Source organism: Fulvivirga sp. AWR4_260 (assembly GCF_056158185.1).
Genome location: NZ_JBSWSU010000001.1, coordinates 400,102 through 419,699, shown reverse-complemented (window position 1 = coordinate 419,699; position 19,598 = coordinate 400,102). Strand labels below are relative to the sequence as shown.

Below are 19,598 nucleotides of genomic sequence, written 5' to 3'. Positions count from 1 at the left end.
AAAATAAGAATGGAATTATGAAAATAGATTGCCTTGTAATAGATGATGAAAAGTTGGCGCGAGATCTTTTGCTTGAGTTTCTAGAACCTTATCCGGAAATAGAGGTAATAGGTGAGTGTTCTAAAGGACAAGATGCTGTAGAAAAGATCAATAAGCATAAACCTAAGCTTATATTTTTAGATGTTCAAATGCCAGGCATGAACGGTTTCGATGTATTGGAGGCCATAGAACATAAGCCATATGTTATTTTCACTACTGCTTATGATCAGTATGCAATCCAAGCCTTTGATAAAAATGCTGTGGATTATATATTGAAACCTTTAGATGAAGAAAGGTTTAAGTTGGCTATAAAAAGAGCCACTGACAGGATCAATGCGGAGCAAAGTAATGTGGAAGATTTGTTGATGTCTATAAAGTCAAGCAACAAAGAGGACGATAAGTATTCTACTCACCTTTTTGTGCAAAAGTCTGAAAAGCTATTGAATCTTGATGTGTCGGATATAGTGCATTTAGAAGCATCTGGGGACTATACAATCCTTACGACCAAGTCTGATCAGTATTTAAGTTCGTCAGGTATAGGAAAGTTAGAAGAAAAGCTAGATCCTAATAAGTTTATACGAATACACAGGTCTACTATAATTAACTTAAACTGCCTCAAAGAAATAGAAAAACATTTCAATGGTGGTTTAATAGTGAAGATGGAAAACGGCAAGAGTTTTCCTGTAAGTAGAACTTATGCTAAGCAAATAAGGAAAAAAGTAGTATAACTAGTTAATTCCCAATTTGCTTTTTATTAATGTGGCTTCTTCTGGTGTGCTTACCTCAGGAGAAGCCATATAATTAGCAATATATTTAATGATATCGGCTCCCAAATCTGCTGTTTTGAGTGAGTCAAGATTCTCCATAATTTCAGCCTTGTCCGTTTTAATGTTTTGGCTCATGCCCATGTAGGATGGAATGCTGCGTTCTATATATAGACGCAAAAAACGGATTTCTACATTTTCTTTATCTTCCTTTACGGCTTCTTCTAGTAATTCTTTACTATGTTTAATATAAGAATACTTGCTTACCGGATTCCATGTGTATTTCGCTATTAAGGCTTCGGACACTGCCAGATATGCTTTTGTTAGTGCCGTTGCGGGACTTAGGGATTTTACCGATTTGTTAAACTCCCAACATTTATCAATATTAAAGTCTGAGTAGAAAAGATCTTCTCTAATATCTTTAATAGAATTGCTACTCTGAGCATGGCACTCTACGTAGCCGCTGATCAAAAATGCCAACCAACTACACAACAAAAGTTGTTTCAATCTTGTAAGGGTTAAATAAGGCTAGTAAACGAGGCCTCATAATAAAAGTTTGCAATTTTAAAGTAAAAAACATTCTTATATCTACGATTTTGTCTTTTTTTTAGTTGTAATGCCTTTTCCTTCGATGTAAAAACACTTTGTGATGTGGATTAATTTATTAGATTTGCCAACGATCCGAAAAAATCTAAACTAATAGCATGCAGAAACTTAACGATATTCTTGTTCTTATTGACAGTTATATAGGTAGTGCAGGCTGGTTTCCTTACACGTTATTAGGGACTGGTCTTTTCTTTACTATCTATTTAGGTTTCCCTCAGGTTAGGTATTTCAAACATGCCTTGCGAATAGTAAGGGGTAAATACGATAAATCTGATGATCAGGGGGATGCGACTCACTTTCAAGCTTTGGCTACGGCACTTTCAGGGACAGTAGGTACGGGTAATATCGGTGGTGTGGCGCTTGCCATTCACTTAGGAGGGCCTGCAGCATTATTTTGGATGTTGGTAACTGCATTTCTTGGTATGACTACCAAATTTGTAGAGGTAACGCTTTCTCATAAATACCGAGAAAAGGACGAAACCGGTAAAATTGCTGGCGGGCCTATGTATTACATGAAAAACGCTCAGTTTAAAATTGGTAATAGCTCTTTTAATTTGGCGTGGCTTGGAGGCATATTTGCTTTTGCTACTATTTTGTCTTCGTTTGGCACGGGTAACTTGCCTCAAATTAACCAAATAGCAAGTTCTGTATTTGCCTCTTTTGGCGTGCAGCAATGGATAACAGGTGCTGTATTAGCTGTAATATTAGCTTTAGTGATTTTAGGCGGAATTCAACGTATAGTTCAGGTAACTGAGAAGCTGGTTCCTGGTATGGCTATACTTTACTTCTTAGGAGCTCTCGCTGTAATTATTACCAATTACGAAAATATATTACCTTCATTTATTTCCATCTTTCAAGATGTATTTACAGGTACTGCGGCTGCAGGTGGTTTCTTAGGGGCAAACTTTGCATTTGCATTTAATAGAGGTGTAAACAGAGGACTGTTCTCTAATGAGGCTGGTCAGGGGTCAGCGCCTATTGCTCACGCAGCGGCTAAAGCCCACGAACCTGTTTCTGAAGGTATGGTGGCTATTTTAGAGCCTTTTATTGATACTATTATTATATGTACACTCACCGGATTGGTGTTGCTTTCTTCTGGTGCTTGGAAAGATAAAGTTCAAAATCAGTTTGAGTATACTGAGTTGGATATCCTTACTTCTAAGTTTGATGAAACTAAATTGGAGGATCGTGAAAGGTTAAGAGATTACTTGGTAGAAGGTACGGAAATGAAACAGTATACGGGTGATCTAGAAATTGAAAATGGGAAAATAATTAGCGATGTAACGGTAGTTCATTCACGTTCATTTGCTGACAATATAGAAGTGTTTAATGAAAATGGCCCTTACACAGGAGTGCTTGAAGTTAAAAATGGAGATGTGGTAGACCCTGATAGGGAAATTATTTTTCAGGGAGAATCTCTAGTGCATAGTGCGCCACTTACAGCAGAGGCATTTAGAAGAAGTTTCTTAGGTAAGTATGGTGAATATATAGTAACTATTGGTTTGTTGCTGTTCGCCTTTTCTACGGCTATCTCATGGTCTTATTATGGTGATAGAGCAACTACATTCTTGTTTGGTAGTAAGTATATTATAGTTTATCGCATACTGTACATTGCAGGTTTCTTCTTTGCATCATTCGCTGATACTACCATTATTTGGACATTATCTGGAATTACCATTGCCTTAATGACTCTGCCTAACCTTATAGGTATATTGCTTTTACATAAGGAAATGAAAACAACGGTGAAAGAATACTGGGAGGACTTCAAGCAGAGTTGGCCAGGAGAGAAAACACCAGAATAAAATATGAAAATATAAAGAAAAGGGGTCAAGCTTAGTTTGATCCCTTTTTTATTGTTTGTGAAATTAGAACTTTACCTTCACCTTTACTTTTGAACTCGTATTGTTGTTCCCTTTCTGAGCAGGAAGCCAAGCAGGACCTTCTTTAATTAACCTAATAGCCTCTTTATTATAAGCCTCGTTGATTCCTTTTTTTATTTTAAAATCAGAGAGAGAACCATCAGTATTTACTACGAAGCTTACAGTTATTTTACCTTCTTGTTTACTGTCATTAGGATAACGAATATTCTCTTTTAAGTAATTTTTGTAAGCTTTTTGGTTAATAGCAGGTTTTGCAGGGGTGTAAATTTCATCCTGTGAGTCATTGTCTCTCTCGGTTCCATAGCTTGTAATCACTACTTCACTTAAAGCTATCAAATCTTCTTCCATTGTAATGCTCAGAGTAGAATCTGATGGGTTTAATGGAATAGTTTGAGTTTTATAGCCAATGCTGAAAATTTGCAATTGAACATCACTAAGGGTGTCGGGGTATACTACAGTAAATTCTCCATCTATATTACTAACCTGTCCGTACGTTGTGTTCATTATAATTACTAAAGCGTTGATAATAGGTTCGTCAATTGTATTACTGATCTTTCCACTGATTTTCTTCGCTATTTGAGGATCAACACTCGGCCTTATAGAGCTGCTTCCCCTTATTGTAAGCTTCTTGCGAGATGTCGCGTTATGTTCTTTTGCGGTGGGTTGAGCTACTTCAGCTTCTATTTCAAGTGCTTTAATGTCTGCTTCTGGTTCAGCCATGTCTTCCATTGCCAATTCATCTGTCATAGCAATTTCGTTAGAGAATCTATTAGTTGCAGGTGTCTTTTGGGCAACAGCTGTTTCTTCTTCTGTTTTTGAAAATTTAGGAGTTGGCGCTGTCTCTACAGGCATTTTCCTTGCGTAAATTTTAGGTTTAGTGGCTTTGGTGATGCTTTGCTCCGGTTCTTCACTTTTAGTTTCGGTGTTTGCTTCCTCTATCGTCTGGTCACCGGCAGGAGTGTTATTTATTATAGGTTGTTCTATATTATCATCCGTAGTTTTATCTTGGTTGAGAGAAATTTGCTCGTTATCACTCCAGTTTATTTTCAGTATAGCTATGGAAGTAATGATGAGTAAGCCTAAAGATGCTGCAATTTTTAGCCAAGGTAATGCTTTCTTTTTCTTAGTAGTACGTTGGTCAATTTTGTTTTGAAGCACGTTCATATCATTTCTGATGAATCCACTGTGGGCTTCAAAACCTTCCATAGCCTCACTGTCAAAGTCGCTGTTGAGCATCAGTTTTTCCACTTTATTCATCTCTTCATGAGAAAGTGATCCGCTCAAATACTTTTCAATAACCTCTGGGCTAAGTGTTTTGTCAATATCGTGCTTGTCTCTCTTCACTTATTGTTTTCCATGCATATTTTTAAATTTCGCTTTCCGTTTTGGATGTAGCTTTTAACTTTTTTGCTTTCGTGTTTGGTAATGTTTTCTATCTCCTTGTAAGATTTGTTTTGAATATAAAACAGCTCTATGCATTGTTTTTGCTCATTCTGTAGCTGTTCTATACAATGCTCTAGTGACTGTAGATTTTCTTCGAGTATCTCTTCATTACTATGATGCAGTAGTAGCTCTGATTCCACAGGGACATCATCAATATTTTTAGCTTGTTGCTCCATTTTGTACCTCGATGATCTAAGGTGCATTAAGCAGTGGTTTTTTGAGAGTACATAAAGCCAGCTCTTAAAGTTCTCTACATGTTGATCAGCAAGTTTTACTACAAGCTGTTCAAAAATTTGCATTACAGCATCCTGACTCAGCTCTCGGTCTTTGTAATATTTAAGGCAAACACCATATACCAAATGCATATACTTTTTGTACAATACACCCAAATAATGAAGATCTCCACTTTTCTGGAAAAGGGAGATTAGCTCTAAATCCTCATGTAGGTCGGGTGTTTTTTCTGGCATTGATTACCTTTTAATCACGCTAATCTAAAAAAAATAAAATTTAATTTATGGAATAATCTGACTCTTAGCATCCTACTTATGATTAATAAAAATTAAGATGGTTATGAAAAATATTATACTACTGGCATTTGCCTTTTTAACGATCAGCTTAGCTCAGGTAAGTGCACAGCAAAAGCAGATAACAGGTAAAGTTATAGATGCGCTAACAGGAGACGCATTATCAAACGTGTTGGTTCAGGTGAAAGGGCAGAATGTAAATGTTAAATCAGACTCTTTAGGAGGTTATAGTATATATGCTGCAAAAGGGGAGGTGCTGGTTTTTTCCTTAAGCGGATATGTAACTGAAGTGGTGAATGTGAAAAATCAGGTCATTATTAATGTCGCATTAAATAGTGCTGTTCTTGAATCGCCAGAAGCTGATGAATTGTCAGAGGTCGTAATAGAGGAGGCTGAAGCCCTTGCAAAATCAATTATGATAAGAGGTATGAGTTCTACATCTCATAAAAGGATGGCTAGCCCTTCATCTTTTTATCCTGCCTCGGTGCCAGTTCAAGATTATAATACCGAAGAATATGATGCCATTAATGAAAATATATTCAAAGGAGTGCAACATAGCCCTCTCTCTACTTTTAGTATAGATGTAGATGCCGCTTCTTATAGTAATGTTAGGAGATTTATCAATATGGGGCAGCAGCCACCAAAAGATGCTGTGAGGGTCGAAGAGTTAATAAATTACTTCAATTATGATTATGACGAACCTAAAAGTAAAGACCCTTTTAGTATAAATTCTGAAGTGAGTACTGCACCATGGCAAAAGGATCATTATTTGGTTCATATTGGCCTGCAAGGGAAAAATATACCTACAGATGATTTACCAGCGTCTAATTTGGTGTTTTTGATTGATGTATCAGGGTCGATGAGTGCTCCTAACAAGTTGCCTCTTTTAAAGTCTGCGTTTAAAATGTTGGTCTCTAAGTTAAGACCGGAAGACAAGGTTTCAATAGTAGTGTATGCAGGTGCTGCAGGCGTAGTATTGCCAGCTACAGATGGTAATGAAAAACAAAAAATTATAGAAGCTCTGGATAAGTTGCAGGCAGGTGGCTCTACAGCAGGGGGTCAGGGTATTGAGTTGGCCTATAAAATTGCAAAAGAACAATTTGTTAAAAAAGGCAACAATAGAGTGATTATAGCCACAGATGGTGATTTTAATGTAGGCTCATCGAGCAATGCGGAAATGCAAAGGCTTATTGAGTCAAAAAGAGATGACGGTATTTATTTGACAGTTTTAGGCTTTGGGATGGGTAATTATAAGGATTCTAAAATGGAAGTATTGGCAGATAAAGGAAATGGTAATTATGCTTACATCGATAATATATTAGAAGCGAAAAAAGTCTTCATCAATGAGTTTGGAGGTACATTATTTACCATAGCGAAAGATGTTAAAATTCAGGTGGAGTTTAACCCTGCCGTGGTTCAGGCTTACCGATTAATTGGTTATGAAAATAGGCATTTAAACAATGAAGATTTTAATGATGATAAAAAGGATGCCGGTGAGTTAGGTGCCGGACATTCTGTAACGGCTCTTTATGAAATTATACCCGTGGGGGTTAAAAGCGATTTTGTGCCTGTTGATGAATTGAAATATCAAAATAAAGTTAATAAAGTAACGAGTGATAAGAGTGAAATGCTAACGGTGAAGTTGAGGTACAAAAGGCCTGATGAGAATGAGAGTAGATTAATTTCAACGACTATAATGAATAAGGTAGTAGATATTGATAAAACCAGTAATAATTACCGGTGGTCTGCATCTGTTGCTGCTTTTGGTATGCATTTGAGGCAGTCTAAGTTTTTAGGTAATTACAGTTTTGCAGAAATGCAGCAGTTAGCGGAACGTAGTAGGGGAAAAGATGCAGAAGGATACAGGACGGAGTTTCTTAATTTGATGAGTGCTTTCAATGCATTGAAGAGTGACTAAAATGTAAATAATAATAAGATTTGTTTGTAATCTTTTTTTACTTTGCATTATGATCCATATTGTTTTTAGTTCAGTTTTTTCCTCGAAAGTAACTAAGGTGCTTTTGCTATTAGCCGTTTTATGTTTTGTTTTAAGCTTATTTCATAGATACATTCAGCAAGATGAACCTTGGTTTGGCGAGCAAGCTTATTGGCTATTGAATGACGGGCAAGTGAAATTGAAAAGTATGCCAGGTGTTTTTGACTGGACTAACAACATGGTCGTTTTTCATAAACTGTTTGTCTGGATTGGGGCAGGCTTAATATGGTTGTGCGGTTGGCACCTAACAGCCTTTAAGTTGTTTATCCTCATAACTTATATTACCAGCGCTTATTTTTTGTGGAGGTATTTAGGGAAAGCGTTAAAAAAAGAATCTGCCATTGGAGTGTTAGGTGTATTACTATTTATAATAACTCCCGAATTGGTGCATCGAGGTTTTATGTTTCGTCCGGAGGTACCTATTATGATGCTGGGTTTTCTCTCATTTTATTGTTTATATAAACATATTGTTGATGGTGTTGAAAACACTTATTTAGCAGGTATTTTATCAGGACTAGCCTTTTTAATGCATTTAAATGCTGTGATTTTTCCTGTGACAGGCTTTTTTTTCTTGCTTATCAATAAGAGGTGGAAAGGCTTAGTGATTTTTACTTTGGTAGGAGGAAGCGTATGTGCTTTTTATTCGCTAGGAATGTGGGATGCCGAAGTGATAGATCAGTTTTTGTATGAAATGAAGCATTGGCCTACTCATCAAAAGGCTTTTGGAGATAAAGTGAATGGTAGCTTTTTAGGGCTAGTATGGAACTATCTTTTAAGAATACTTAATGAGCATAAAAGATACTTTTGGGATCAGGATGTTTGGGGTATTAGTGCTTTATTTATTCTTTCCCTCCTGCTAAAGTTTAAGCACCTGTGGAGAGAGTATCGCCATTTTATGCAGTATACATTGTTGTTAATGTTCTTTTTGTCGCTGCTAAGTAGTGGGCATTCTTCAAGGTATTTAGTTTATATCATGCCTTTCATGACCATTGTAATCACGCTGACCATCTTTAGCTTTTTAAAAGCGCCTGGTTCTTTAGCGTGGGCTAAAACTTTGTTTCTGTTGGTGTTTTTGGCTCAGTTGTATTTTTGTGGTACAGCTTATGCTGATATTCTCAAGAAGAATTATTCGCATGTGGCAGTACACGCTCAATATTTAAGTAAAATTCCGAAGGGAAGTAATGTATTGGCTCCATGGGAGTTTATATATAACAATATAGACGATTACCAGTTACACTCATTCAAAACCTACGAATACATAGAAGACCAAAAAAATATAAAATTATCTCAAATGGATGTGTTCAGGTTGGCTTCAGAAGAATATAAAATCCAGTACATTATAATAGATCGTAAGAGAAAAACTGACAAAAGTTTCCCTTGGTTTAACGGTTGGGATATTAAGCCCAATTCATTTTACCACGAAATGTATAAAGATGATCAGTTCGTTATTTTAACCAGTATTAGGGAATCAAGATAACCCAATGAATTTTTTAAGTTTCCTTCTGCCTCTGACAAACTTTCTTTCATATATGTCATAGTGGAAGGCAAACTTATATAGTAACCAATCATTAATGGAGCCGAAATAATCTTCTATACCGGGCGCACTTTTGCGTAAATACGCAAATTCATAGGCTTTGTCAAAGCCAAATATGCCGCAGGATTTGGGGTTACTGTCAATGACGTATATTTTCTTTTCTTGTGCATGAAAAAGGAAATTTCTTATTTGACTGTCACCGTGAAGAAGACCTTCTTGGTGTATTTTCTTTAATGTTTCTATTACTGCAGGGTATAGCTCAGGGTGGTCGAGGCATGGCTGTGCATCGAGATATTCGTAAATCAACCAAGAATCTACCACCATGCCATTAACTCTTTTTTCAGCGGCCAACACCGGAGTTGTAGTGGGAATATGATGCTTTTCGTAGGTAAGCATACCCTTGATATTTTTAAAAGCTTCACCACTTCTAAATAGTGTGGTAAACCTTATCCATTTTCTTTTATTTTTTTCTAAAGGAATTTTTAAAACGAATCTCTTCCCATCAATTTCGATAACATCTACCAAGCTGCGATGGTGCTTTTTTAAAGACTTAAGATGGACGTACTCTTTATTTTGTACTTTGTCAAAAAGCGGAATGTTTTCTTGTTGGCTTAAAATGTTCCAACCGTTAGACTGATGAATTTTCATAGCATTGGGCATGGTGCAAAATTAGAAGTTCCCATTAATTAATTGGAGAGAAGCGCAAAAAGGGATTAAAAAAAATGTTAAATTAACTAAAAGGAGATTACGTTGTTTAATCCTTAAAGAGGCTATTAATCATAGCAAAACGTATAAAAGTTTAATATAAAGATTACCCTAATATGGTAGTTTTCGTATACTGATAGAGAGTAATCCTTCGATTAAACTATAAAATAAGTTATATAATTATTATTTTTGAGCCAATGTCCGAATCTAAAAGACAGAGTTATTCGCAAAAAGAGAAAGAAAAGACCTTTGAAGAGGAATTTCTTCCTCATATAGACTCGATGTATAACTTTGCCTATCGATTGACCTTTGATGAAGATGATGCTAAGGATCTTGTTCAGGATACTTACTTGAAATCTTACAGGTTTATAGAGTCTTTTGAAAAAGGAACTAATGCAAAAGCATGGTTGTTTCGGATACTGAAAAATAGCTTTATTAACGACTTTAGAAAGAAAAGTAAGCAGCCTGCTAAAATAGATTATCAGGAAGTTGAAACTTTTTATAACTCTGAAGATGTTGATGAGTCTATAACCACAGATTTGCGCATGGAAACCGTGCAGGACATGATTGGTGATGAAATATCTAATGCGTTAAATTCTTTGGATGTGGACTTTCGTACAGTAATAATTCTTTGCGACCTTGAGGGATTTAAGTACGATGAAATGGCCAAAATTTTGGACATTCCTATCGGTACAGTTAGGTCTCGGTTGCACAGGGCTAGAAACCTTTTGAAAGAAAGGCTACAGGAATATGCAAAAAAAATGGGTTACAAAAATTAGTACATTATATGTCTTTATCTTCTACAAATTCATTTGAGAAATCACCGTCAGAAAAGGCGGAAAACACTAAGCCTGATCACAACGAGTGTATGCAAATTCTAAATCTGGTATTAGATCAGGAAGCTAGCCATGATGAACAGGAGTATTTTAAGGAGCATATAGAAAATTGTATGCCTTACTTCGAAATCTACAATGTTGATAAAGCTATTAAAGACTTGTTAAAAACAAGATGCAGTAAGCAAGAGACCCCAACCGATCTTGTGGATGCAATAAAAGCAAAAATATATCAACAAGTAGACTAAGGAATGCACAAAGGAAAAGCGTTTATTTTCTCCGCTCCATCCGGTTCAGGAAAAACCACTATCGTAAAACATTTATTGGAAACTAATAAGAAGCTTGGCTTCTCTATTTCTGCGTGTACACGTGACAAGCGTGGTCGTAAAGAAGAGCATGGCAAGGACTATTATTTTCTTACTCCCGAAGAATTTAAAAAGAGCATCGATAATGACGAGTTTATCGAGTGGGAAGAAGTGTATGCAGGTAATTTTTACGGGACACTAAAAGCTGAAGTAAACAGAATATGGGCAGAAGGACGCCATGTTATTTTTGATGTAGACGTTAAAGGTGGTTTACATTTGAAAGAGTATTTTGGAGATAAAGCCCTTGCAGTGTTTGTTAAAGTGCCTTCTCTTGAGACTTTGAGAGAACGCTTAAATGATAGACAAACAGAATCTGAACACAGTCTTTCTCAGCGTGTATTTAAAGCTAAATTTGAAATGACCTTCGAAAATAAGTTTGATGTTACTTTACTTAACGAGAACTTAGATGAGTCATTAGAGAAAGCCACTAAGCTGGTTGACGATTTCTTAGCTTCATAATTTCTTTTACATGACCATAGGTTTATTTTTCGGGTCTTTTAACCCTATTCATATCGGTCATATGATCATAGCGAATGTTATGGCTGAGGCTACTGATATTTCGCAGGTGTGGTTTGTGGTATCTCCGCATAATCCTTTTAAGAGTAGGAAAAGCTTGCTGCACGAGTTTGATAGGATGGATATGGTGCGTGCTGCAATTACTGACAATGTAAACTTGAGGGCTACGGATGTTGAGTTTAGTATGCCTAAGCCGAGTTATACTATTGATACGTTGGTGTACTTAAAAGAAAAACATCCTGAATACAATTTTAAGCTGATAATAGGAGAGGATAATTTAAATAGTTTTCCTAAATGGAAAAATGCAGATATTATTCTTGAGGAATATGGCTTATATGTGTATCCAAGACCTCATGCTAAACCTTCTGACCTTAAGGATCACCCTAATGTTCAAATTATAGATGCGCCTACAGTAGACATTTCAGCAACGTTTATCAGAAAATGCGTGAAGAATAATAGGTCTATAAGGTATTTGGTTCATCAGGAGGTGGAAAGTTTGATCGAGAGCAGAAAGTATTATATATAAAAAAGGACTGTAGTTATACAGTCCTTTTTTACTTTATTAGCTATATGAGTTATACAGTCATTATTTCTTTTTCTTTCTTTTCAAGTAACTCGTCTACTTTTTTAGTGTAAGTATCTGTTAAGCCTTGTACATTGTCTTCAGCGCGCTTGATGTCATCTTCAGCAGCTCCATCTTTCTGAAGTTTTTTAAGGCTGTCATTAGTTTCTTTTCTAATGTTTCTTATGCTAATTTTTCCTTGTTCCCCTTCACTTTTGGCTTGTTTTACCAAGTTTATCCTTCTTTCTTCTGTAAGCATAGGTACACTAATGATCACTTGTTCGCCATCATTTTGTGGGTTAAGACCTAAATCACTATTGATGATTGCCTTCTCTATTTCAGGGATAGTGTTTTTTTCCCATGGCTTAATCATTATAGTTCTTGCATCGGGAGTGGTTATAGCAGCTACCTGGCTGATAGGAGTAGGGCTTCCGTAATACTGAACCATTAATCCGTCAAGCATGTTAGGAGAAGCTTTTCCTGCACGAATTTTAACTAATTCATTGCTGAGGTGCTGTATAGACTTGTTCATTAAGTCTTTGGCCTCATCCAGATACATATTTATTTCTTCCATTACTATTATTAGTTGTAATCTAAATTAAGAATTAATTTATCAAAGTTCCGGCATTTTCTCCCTTCACTATTTTCAGAAGATTACCCGGTTTATTCATGTCAAATACTATTATGGGAAGGTTGTTTTCCTGACATAAAGTGAATGCTGTCATATCCATAATGTTCAGGTTTCTTTCATAAGCCTCTTGGAAAGAAAGCTCATCGTAGCGGGTTGCTGTAGGGTCTTTTTCAGGGTCAGCAGTGTAAACACCATCAACTCTTGTTCCTTTTAAAACTACATCGGCTTGTATTTCAATGGCTCTTAAGCTCGCAGTGGAGTCAGTAGTGAAGTAAGGGTTACCTATACCTGCACCAAAGATTACTATACGCCCTTTTTCTAAGTGGCGAATGGCTCTTCTACGAATAAAAGGCTCGCAAACTTGCTCCATTTTTATTCCAGACATCAAGCGAGTGTACAGCCCTGCACTTTCTAATGCACTTTGCACAGCCATACCGTTTATTACTGTAGCCAACATACCCATATAATCTCCCTGCACTCTTTCTATGCCAGACGCTTCAGCCTGTACCCCTCTGAATATATTTCCACCACCTATTACAATGGCAATTTCTACTCCTAATTCTTTTATGGCTTTGATTTCGTTGCCATATTGCTCTAATCGCTTAGGGTCTATTCCATATTGGCCAGATCCCATGAGAGATTCTCCGCTTAGCTTGAGTAATATACGTTTGTATTTCATTTAAAAAAGGAAGATTATTTGAGTTTAAATTGGTGCAAATATAACAGGGATAAGTGAATATTTAAGGCGTGAGGGTTAAAATTGAACCAAGACCTGATTTTTTTCTACACTTTCTCCTTGCTTTACTTTTATTGAAGTAACCACGCCATCGCCTGGTGCTTTAATAACGTTTTCCATTTTCATGGCTTCCAGAATTAATATTGGGTCTCCTTTTTTTACTTCACTGCCTTCTGCTACACTAATTTCTAATATTAATCCCGGCATCGGAGCTTTTATGTCATTTAAGGCAGTGGCATCTATCATGTCCATGCCGAGTTTTTCCAATAATAGATCAAACTTATCTTTTAGGGATACTTCGTACCTGTTTCCATTAATAGACATGGATACAGTTTTGCTGCTATAGTCAACGTTAATAATTTCCGCTCGGTATGATTTATTGTCTTTTATGATGTGATAAGAGTAATCACTGATTTTTTGCACATCCCAATTGAAAATATTTCCATCAAGAAAAGTATTTTCTTTTTTTACATCAACCTCGTGAATGTTATTATTTACTTCTGCTTTGTACATCTTCCTTTTGATAAGTTTATATATCAAATATAAAAGGTTATAATTAAAACTTTTGGCTTCCTTAACTATTTCACAGCCTATTCATTTAACCAGCTAAAGGCTAACTAGTTCATTATCTTAGGTTATTTGTTAATTCAATTATGTTTTGATTAGCTTTGTAACTATAAGGGGTGCCCTAATATAACGGGCTGAGATTATACCCATGACTCTTTAAGTTGAAGAGTCGGTACCTGATCCAGGTAATGCTGGCGTAGGGAGGTATGTTAAAATATGATACGGGAAAAATCCCCTGTTCCCGGTAGTGTTTAACAAATTATAAGCTAAATATGAGATTTTTGTTAATGGCAGTACTTGTACTGTCGGGCTACGTAGTGTCTTATGCACAACATGTAGTGAGTGGTAAAGTGATGGATATTTCCAATAATGAGCCTTTGACATCGGCCAGTGTGATGCTAAATGGCAAAGGTGTGGCTACTGCAGCAGATGGTAGTTTTCAATTGAACAATGTGCCTGAGGGGAAGTATTTGTTGAAGGTGACCTACATAGGTTATTATGATTTTCAGAAGAGCATTGATGTATCTGGAGATGTTAAAGAAATAGTACTTCTAAAGCCAGAAACAAGATTTACTGATGAGGTGATAGTATCAGCTACTCGTGCTGATGAAAAAACTCCAACCACCTATACTACTGTAGATAAGGAAGAGATTCAGTCTAATAATTTAGGTCAAGACTTGCCTTATTTACTTAACTGGACCCCATCACTAGTTACTACCTCAGATGCCGGTGCCGGTGTGGGGTATACAGGTTTAAGAATACGTGGTTCTGATGCTACCAGAATTAATGTTACCATAAATGGAGTACCATTAAATGATAGTGAATCGCAGAACGTATTTTGGGTAGATATTCCTGATATAGCTTCTTCAACTCAGAATATTCAGATACAGCGCGGTGTAGGTACTTCAACTAATGGAGCAGGTGCTTTCGGAGGATCAATTAATTTACAAACCAACACATTGGCAGCACAACCCTATGCCGATGTTGTTAATTCCTATGGCTCTTATAATACATGGCGCCATACCGTGGGGTTTGGAACAGGCCGTTTTAATAAACATTGGTCTGTAGATGGTCGATTTTCAAAAATTTCATCCGATGGATATATTGATAGGGCATCCTCTGACCTGTCATCCTACTATTTATCAGGTGGCTACTATTCTGACAAAACGATAGTAAAAGCTATAGTTTTTGGTGGTAAAGAAGTGACTTACCAGTCGTGGTATGGAACACCAGAGGCTGTATTGAATAATGATCAGGAAGGTATTGAAGAGGTTATTGCAAATAATGGGCTAGATTCTTTGCAGGCTGTTAATATGAAGAACAGTGGCCGTACTTTTAACTGGTATACATATGATAATCAGGTAGATGATTACAAGCAAGATCATTATCAATTGCATATTTCACAGAAGTTAGGAAATCAATTGGTAGCTAATGCATCACTTCATTATACGAAGGGTAAAGGTTATTATGAGCAATACCAAAGAGATGATGACTTTGAAGATTATAACTTGGATAATGTAATAGTAGGAAATGATACTATCACTTCTACTGATTTGATACGCAGAAGATGGTTAGATAATGATTTCTACGGTATAACCTATTCCTTCGAGTATAGTGAAGGTCCATTGAGTTTAGTGCATGGTGGAGCTGTTAATAATTACGATGGAGGACATTATGGAGAGATTATTTGGGCTAAATACGCTAGCAATAGTTTTATTAATGATCGCTATTATGATAATGATGGCGAAAAACTCGATTGGAATGAATATCTAAAAATAACTTATCAGGTTAATAGGAAGCTAAGTGTTTATGGCGATGTTCAGATGAGATTAGTAAACTACGATATTAACGGTGTAGATAGTGATTTAAGAGATTTGAACATTAGTAAGGACTACACATTTTTAAATCCGAAAGCAGGAGGAGTTTATCAGTTAGATAATAATAGTAGTGTTTATGCGAGTTATAGCGTGGCTAATCGCGAGCCAGTTAGGACCGATTTTGTAGATTCACCAGTAGTGCCTAAGCATGAGACTTTACACGATTTGGAAGCGGGTTATCGGGTTCAGAATAATAAATATGCATTTTCTGCAAATGGTTATTTTATGGATTATAAAAATCAGTTGGTGTTAACAGGTGCAGTAAATGATGTGGGTAGTAGTCTTAGAACTAATGTGAAAGATAGTTATAGGTTAGGTATTGAATTAGTAGGAGGAGTGAAACTTTCTGATTATGTAGATTGGAAATTGAATGCCACTTTTAGTCAAAACAAGATAAAAGATTTTGAAGAGGTAATTTATGATTATGGTGCCGATTTTGATGAGTATAATGTTGTGGAAAATGAATATCAAGATACTGATATTGCTTTTTCTCCTAATGTAATTGCAGGCTCTCAATTAACCTTTTTGCCGTTTGTGCAAAGTGACGCTTTTACCAAAGGTATTACCTTTACCATACTTTCAAAATATGTTGGTAAACAGTATTTAGATAATACAGAAAATGATAGCAGGTCTATTGATAGTTACTTTGTTAATGATGCTAGAGTAAATTTTTCATGGAAACCAGGGTTTGTAAAAGAATTGAATTTCACTTTTCAAGCTAATAACTTATTTAATGAGAAGTACTCCTCTAATGGGTACACCTTTGGTTATCAAGGAGGCGCTTATGTAGTAAGAGAAAACTATTACTACCCACAAGCTACTCGCAATTATATGCTCTCATTAAGTATTAAATTATAAAGAAGTTTATTATTTAACATATACCACATTGTTTTGAATGTCATCAGGTTTTACCTTTGCATTGTAAAGAACTGACCTGATGACATCACATACACAAAAGCCTCTTAACTTCTCTATAAAAGGGTTTATTCAGCTCACGAGGCTTTGGAATTTGCTGATTATTGTATTGGCTCAGTATTTTGCTGCATTTTTTCTTATTTCCACTCACGAAAGCATCCTTTCTGTGGTCAAGCAAGAGCGACTGCTTTTATTGTCATTGTCCTCTGTGCTCATTGCGGCAGCAGGCTATATTATTAATGATTATTATGATGTTAAAATAGATCTTATAAATAAGCCAGAGCGCGTGGTAGTAGGAAAAGTACTGAAAAGACGGATAGCCATGATAGCGCATACGGTTTTGAGTTTAACCGGTGTGGCTATTGGTTTTACACTGTCTTTAAAAATTGGTGTTATCAATTTTGCTTCAGCTGGGCTGCTATGGTTGTATTCCAATCAATTGAAAAGAATGCCATTTATCGGTAACCTCAGTGTTGCTTTTTTAACAGCACTTTCTATTTATATAGTAGATGAGTTATACCATACAGGTAGTCTTTTAGTAGTAGCATATACATTATTCGCTTTTGCTTTTACGCTGATTAGAGAAATAATTAAAGATATGGAAGACTTGAAAGGCGATGCTTCTTTTGGTTGCAAAACGCTGCCGATAGTTTATGGAGTGCGAAAAACTAAGTGGATTATCTATATTCTCTCGGTCGCATTCATCATTGCCTTGTCATTTTTGGCGCATATGTTTGTAGGCAAGGCTATGACTTTCTTTTGCCTGAGTTTGGTGCTGCCATTAAGTTTTTTGGTTTACCGGTTGTCAATATCTGATACGGTAAAAGACTATGCATATTTAAGTGATTACTGTAAGTACATTATGCTCATAGGTATATTGAGCATGATATTTTTTAAATAATTAACATGACTAGGATAGCGATATTTGCTTCAGGAAGTGGCTCAAATGCCGAGAAAATAACTGAATATTTTAAAGATAATGATGAAATAGAGGTAGCGTTGATTGCTTCTAATAAGTCAGATGCTTTTGTTTTAGAGAGGGCTAAGAAATTAGGAGTCAAAAGCGTGGTGATACCTAAAAAAGAGTTTTCATCAGAAGAACAAGTGCTTAAAGTGCTTAGTGAAGAAGGTATTGACTGGGTGGTGCTAGCTGGTTTTTTGCTTTTAGTGCCTGCCTATTTGGTAAAAGCTTTTCCTAATAAAATAGTAAACATACATCCGGCTCTACTGCCTAGCTATGGAGGTAAAGGTATGTATGGAGCCAAAGTTCATGAAGCGGTGAAAGAGGCAGGGGAAAAGGAGACTGGTATCACTATACATTTTGTGAATGATAAATATGATGAAGGTGAGATTATTTTTCAGGCAAAAACAGAAATAGTACCAGAAGATAGCCCAGAAACCATAGCCCAGAAGGTGCATCAGTTAGAATATCAGTATTATCCGCAGGTAATAGAGAAGGTAATAAATAATTCAATTAAAAATTTATAGTTTTGCACCTTAATTTTTAAAAGCACAAGCATGTCTCTTAAGAAGATTAAATCTGCCTTAATTTCAGTTTATTACAAAGACAATTTAGAGCCAATCGTAAAATTATTGGCTGAGAACGGTGTAGAGATATTCTCAACCGGTGGAACTCAAAAATTTATAGAAGATCAGGGGGTGAGCGTAACTCCGGTAGAAGACCTTACTAGTTACCCATCAATATTTGGAGGGCGAGTAAAGACACTTCACCCGAAAGTTTTCGGAGGAATTTTGCATAGAAGAAACCTTGATCAGGATGTAGCTCAAGCAGAAGAGTTTGAAATACCTTCTATAGATTTAGTAATTGTAGATTTATATCCTTTTGAAGAGACCGTGGCATCTGGAGCAGCAGAGAGTGACATCATCGAGAAAATTGATATTGGAGGAATCTCATTAATAAGAGCCGCAGCTAAGAATTTTAATGATGTGCTTATTGTATCTTCTCGTGAGCAATACACTGAAGTAGAAGGAATACTAGCAGAGAAAGGTTGTGCTACTGATATTAAAGATAGGAAGAAATTTGCCGCTAAGGCATTTGATATTAGCTCGCATTATGATAGTGCCATTTTTAATTATTTCAATAGCGATGATGAAGAGCCTGCATTTAAGCAAAGTATCCGTTCTAAAAAAGTATTGAGATACGGAGAGAACCCACATCAAGAAGGAGCTTTTTATGGCAACCTTTCTGATATGCTTGAGCAATTAAACGGTAAAGAGTTATCTTATAATAACTTAGTAGATGTTGATGCAGCGGTTTCTCTTATTGAGGAGTTTGACGAAACAGCATTTGCTATTCTTAAACATACCAATGCTTGTGGAGTTGGTTTAGCTCCTACCGTTAAAGACGCATATAAAAAGGCATTTGAAGCGGATACTATCTCTGCATTTGGAGGAGTTTTAGTGACCAACAAAGCAGTTGATATAGACGCTGCTAATGAAATGCATTCATTGTTTTTTGAGGTTTTAATAGCTCCTGACTTTACAGAAGAAGCCCTTGAGTTATTAACTCAGAAAAAAAATAGAATTTTATTAAAACAAAAGGAACAATTAGCTACTAAAAAGCAGTTTAAAACATTGCTTAATGGAGTAATTGAGCAAGATAGAGACCTTAAAACTGATGTTGAGGCTGACTTAAAAACAGTAACGAAAATAGCTCCATCTTCAGAGGAAGTTGAAGCATTGTTATTTGCTAGTAAGGTTTGTAAACATACCAAGTCAAATACTATTATTTTAGCTAGAGATGGTCAGTTGTTATCTAGTGGAGTAGGGCAGACATCCCGAGTTGATGCATTGAAGCAAGCCATAGAAAAGGCGAAGGCATTTAACTTCAAATTAGAAGGTGCTGTGATGGCATCAGATGCATTCTTCCCTTTCCCTGATTGTGTGGAGATAGCTAAAGGAGAAGGAATTACTGCTGTGATACAACCTGGTGGGTCTATAAAAGATCAGGAATCTATTGATTTTTGTGATAATAACAAGATGTCAATGGTGTTTACAGGCGTTAGACACTTCAAACATTAAAAAAAACTTTAATTATAAAGTTAAAAAGAAACAAATTTGTAAATTTCGCGCTTATTGTTAAGC

Annotated in this window: 19 protein-coding genes; 12 read left to right on the top strand and 7 right to left on the bottom strand. The window is 36.1% G+C overall.

The features are described 5' to 3' along the window. Positions 1–17 precede the first annotated feature (17 nt). Entirely contained in the window at positions 18–767 is a 750-nt protein-coding gene (locus tag ACXACQ_RS01990) for a LytR/AlgR family response regulator transcription factor (RefSeq protein ID WP_474974243.1), read from the top strand. Here the strand turns inward: ACXACQ_RS01990 and ACXACQ_RS01985 are convergent, their stop codons facing one another. After that, positions 768–1,310, bottom strand: coding sequence for a hypothetical protein (locus ACXACQ_RS01985; protein WP_474974242.1), 543 nt, complete (start codon positions 1,308–1,310; stop codon positions 768–770). It lies immediately after the preceding gene. 197 nt (positions 1,311–1,507) lie between these two features. On the opposite strand from ACXACQ_RS01985, the gene ACXACQ_RS01980 reads away from it, so the two are divergent. After that, entirely contained in the window at positions 1,508–3,211 is a 1,704-nt protein-coding gene (locus tag ACXACQ_RS01980) for an alanine/glycine:cation symporter family protein (RefSeq protein WP_474974241.1), read from the top strand. A gap of 63 nt (positions 3,212–3,274) precedes the next feature. Here the strand turns inward: ACXACQ_RS01980 and ACXACQ_RS01975 are convergent, their stop codons facing one another. Both ACXACQ_RS01975 and ACXACQ_RS01970 read right to left on the bottom strand, forming a co-directional pair. Further along, positions 3,275–4,633, bottom strand: a complete 1,359-nt coding sequence (locus ACXACQ_RS01975; protein WP_474974240.1) for a carboxypeptidase-like regulatory domain-containing protein — start codon at positions 4,631–4,633, stop codon at positions 3,275–3,277. Next, positions 4,630–5,199, bottom strand: a complete 570-nt coding sequence (locus ACXACQ_RS01970) for an RNA polymerase sigma factor (RefSeq protein ID WP_474974239.1) — start codon at positions 5,197–5,199, stop codon at positions 4,630–4,632. Before ACXACQ_RS01970 ends, ACXACQ_RS01975 begins: the two co-directional genes overlap by 4 nt. Positions 5,200–5,302: 103 nt before the next feature. On the opposite strand from ACXACQ_RS01970, the gene ACXACQ_RS01965 reads away from it, so the two are divergent. After that, positions 5,303–7,174: a YfbK domain-containing protein gene (locus ACXACQ_RS01965; RefSeq protein ID WP_474974238.1), complete on the top strand. Its 1,872-nt coding sequence runs from the start codon at positions 5,303–5,305 to the stop codon at positions 7,172–7,174. 49 nt (positions 7,175–7,223) lie between these two features. After that, a complete protein-coding gene (locus tag ACXACQ_RS01960) occupies positions 7,224–8,729 on the top strand; it encodes an ArnT family glycosyltransferase (RefSeq protein ID WP_474974237.1) in 1,506 nt (501 codons plus the stop codon). Here ACXACQ_RS01960 and ACXACQ_RS01955 read toward each other — a convergent pair. Continuing rightward, positions 8,721–9,434 carry a lipopolysaccharide core heptose(II) kinase RfaY gene (locus ACXACQ_RS01955; protein ID WP_474974236.1) on the bottom strand — a complete coding sequence of 238 codons (714 nt, stop codon included), beginning with the start codon at positions 9,432–9,434 and terminating at the stop codon, positions 8,721–8,723. The two genes, ACXACQ_RS01960 and ACXACQ_RS01955, sit on opposite strands and share 9 nt — an antisense overlap. A gap of 254 nt (positions 9,435–9,688) precedes the next feature. Here ACXACQ_RS01955 and ACXACQ_RS01950 point away from each other — a divergent pair, with 254 nt between their 5' ends. From ACXACQ_RS01950 to nadD, 4 genes are read left to right on the top strand one after another with little or no spacing between them, the layout of a single operon-like run. Then, a complete protein-coding gene (locus ACXACQ_RS01950; RefSeq protein ID WP_474974235.1) occupies positions 9,689–10,270 on the top strand; it encodes a sigma-70 family RNA polymerase sigma factor in 582 nt (193 codons plus the stop codon). Between the two features lie 8 nt (positions 10,271–10,278). Further along, positions 10,279–10,572, top strand: a complete 294-nt coding sequence (locus ACXACQ_RS01945) for an anti-sigma factor (protein WP_474974234.1) — start codon at positions 10,279–10,281, stop codon at positions 10,570–10,572. Positions 10,573–10,575: 3 nt separating this feature from the next. Beyond that, positions 10,576–11,148 carry a guanylate kinase gene (gene gmk, locus ACXACQ_RS01940; protein ID WP_474974233.1) on the top strand — a complete coding sequence of 191 codons (573 nt, stop codon included), beginning with the start codon at positions 10,576–10,578 and terminating at the stop codon, positions 11,146–11,148. A gap of 10 nt (positions 11,149–11,158) precedes the next feature. Then, positions 11,159–11,731, top strand: a complete 573-nt coding sequence (gene nadD / locus ACXACQ_RS01935; protein WP_474974232.1) for a nicotinate (nicotinamide) nucleotide adenylyltransferase — start codon at positions 11,159–11,161, stop codon at positions 11,729–11,731. A gap of 49 nt (positions 11,732–11,780) precedes the next feature. On the opposite strand, the gene frr is transcribed toward nadD, so the two are convergent. The 3 genes from frr to ACXACQ_RS01920 form a co-directional block, all read right to left on the bottom strand. Then, the gene (gene frr / locus ACXACQ_RS01930) at positions 11,781–12,341 is read right to left on the bottom strand and encodes a ribosome recycling factor (RefSeq protein WP_474974231.1); all 561 of its coding nucleotides are present in this window, start codon (positions 12,339–12,341) and stop codon (positions 11,781–11,783) included. A 31-nt stretch (positions 12,342–12,372) separates the two neighbouring features. Beyond that, positions 12,373–13,077: a UMP kinase gene (gene pyrH, locus ACXACQ_RS01925; RefSeq protein ID WP_474974230.1), complete on the bottom strand. Its 705-nt coding sequence runs from the start codon at positions 13,075–13,077 to the stop codon at positions 12,373–12,375. Positions 13,078–13,152: 75 nt separating this feature from the next. Then, on the bottom strand, positions 13,153–13,647 hold the full coding sequence (locus tag ACXACQ_RS01920; protein ID WP_474974229.1) for an acyl-CoA carboxylase biotin carboxyl carrier protein subunit: 495 nt from the start codon (positions 13,645–13,647) through the stop codon (positions 13,153–13,155). Positions 13,648–13,973: 326 nt separating this feature from the next. Between ACXACQ_RS01920 and ACXACQ_RS01915 the strand changes: the two genes are divergently transcribed. The 4 genes from ACXACQ_RS01915 (at position 13,974) to purH (ending at position 19,535) form a co-directional block, all read left to right on the top strand. Beyond that, complete coding sequence (locus ACXACQ_RS01915; protein ID WP_474974228.1) at positions 13,974–16,436, top strand: TonB-dependent receptor; 2,463 nt, start codon at positions 13,974–13,976, stop codon at positions 16,434–16,436. A 79-nt stretch (positions 16,437–16,515) separates the two neighbouring features. Then, positions 16,516–17,394, top strand: coding sequence for a geranylgeranylglycerol-phosphate geranylgeranyltransferase (locus tag ACXACQ_RS01910; RefSeq protein ID WP_474974227.1), 879 nt, complete (start codon positions 16,516–16,518; stop codon positions 17,392–17,394). 5 nt (positions 17,395–17,399) lie between these two features. Further along, on the top strand, positions 17,400–17,981 hold the full coding sequence (gene purN, locus ACXACQ_RS01905; protein WP_474974226.1) for a phosphoribosylglycinamide formyltransferase: 582 nt from the start codon (positions 17,400–17,402) through the stop codon (positions 17,979–17,981). A 30-nt stretch (positions 17,982–18,011) separates the two neighbouring features. After that, positions 18,012–19,535, top strand: coding sequence for a bifunctional phosphoribosylaminoimidazolecarboxamide formyltransferase/IMP cyclohydrolase (gene purH / locus ACXACQ_RS01900; protein ID WP_474974225.1), 1,524 nt, complete (start codon positions 18,012–18,014; stop codon positions 19,533–19,535). Positions 19,536–19,598: the final 63 nt, after the last annotated feature.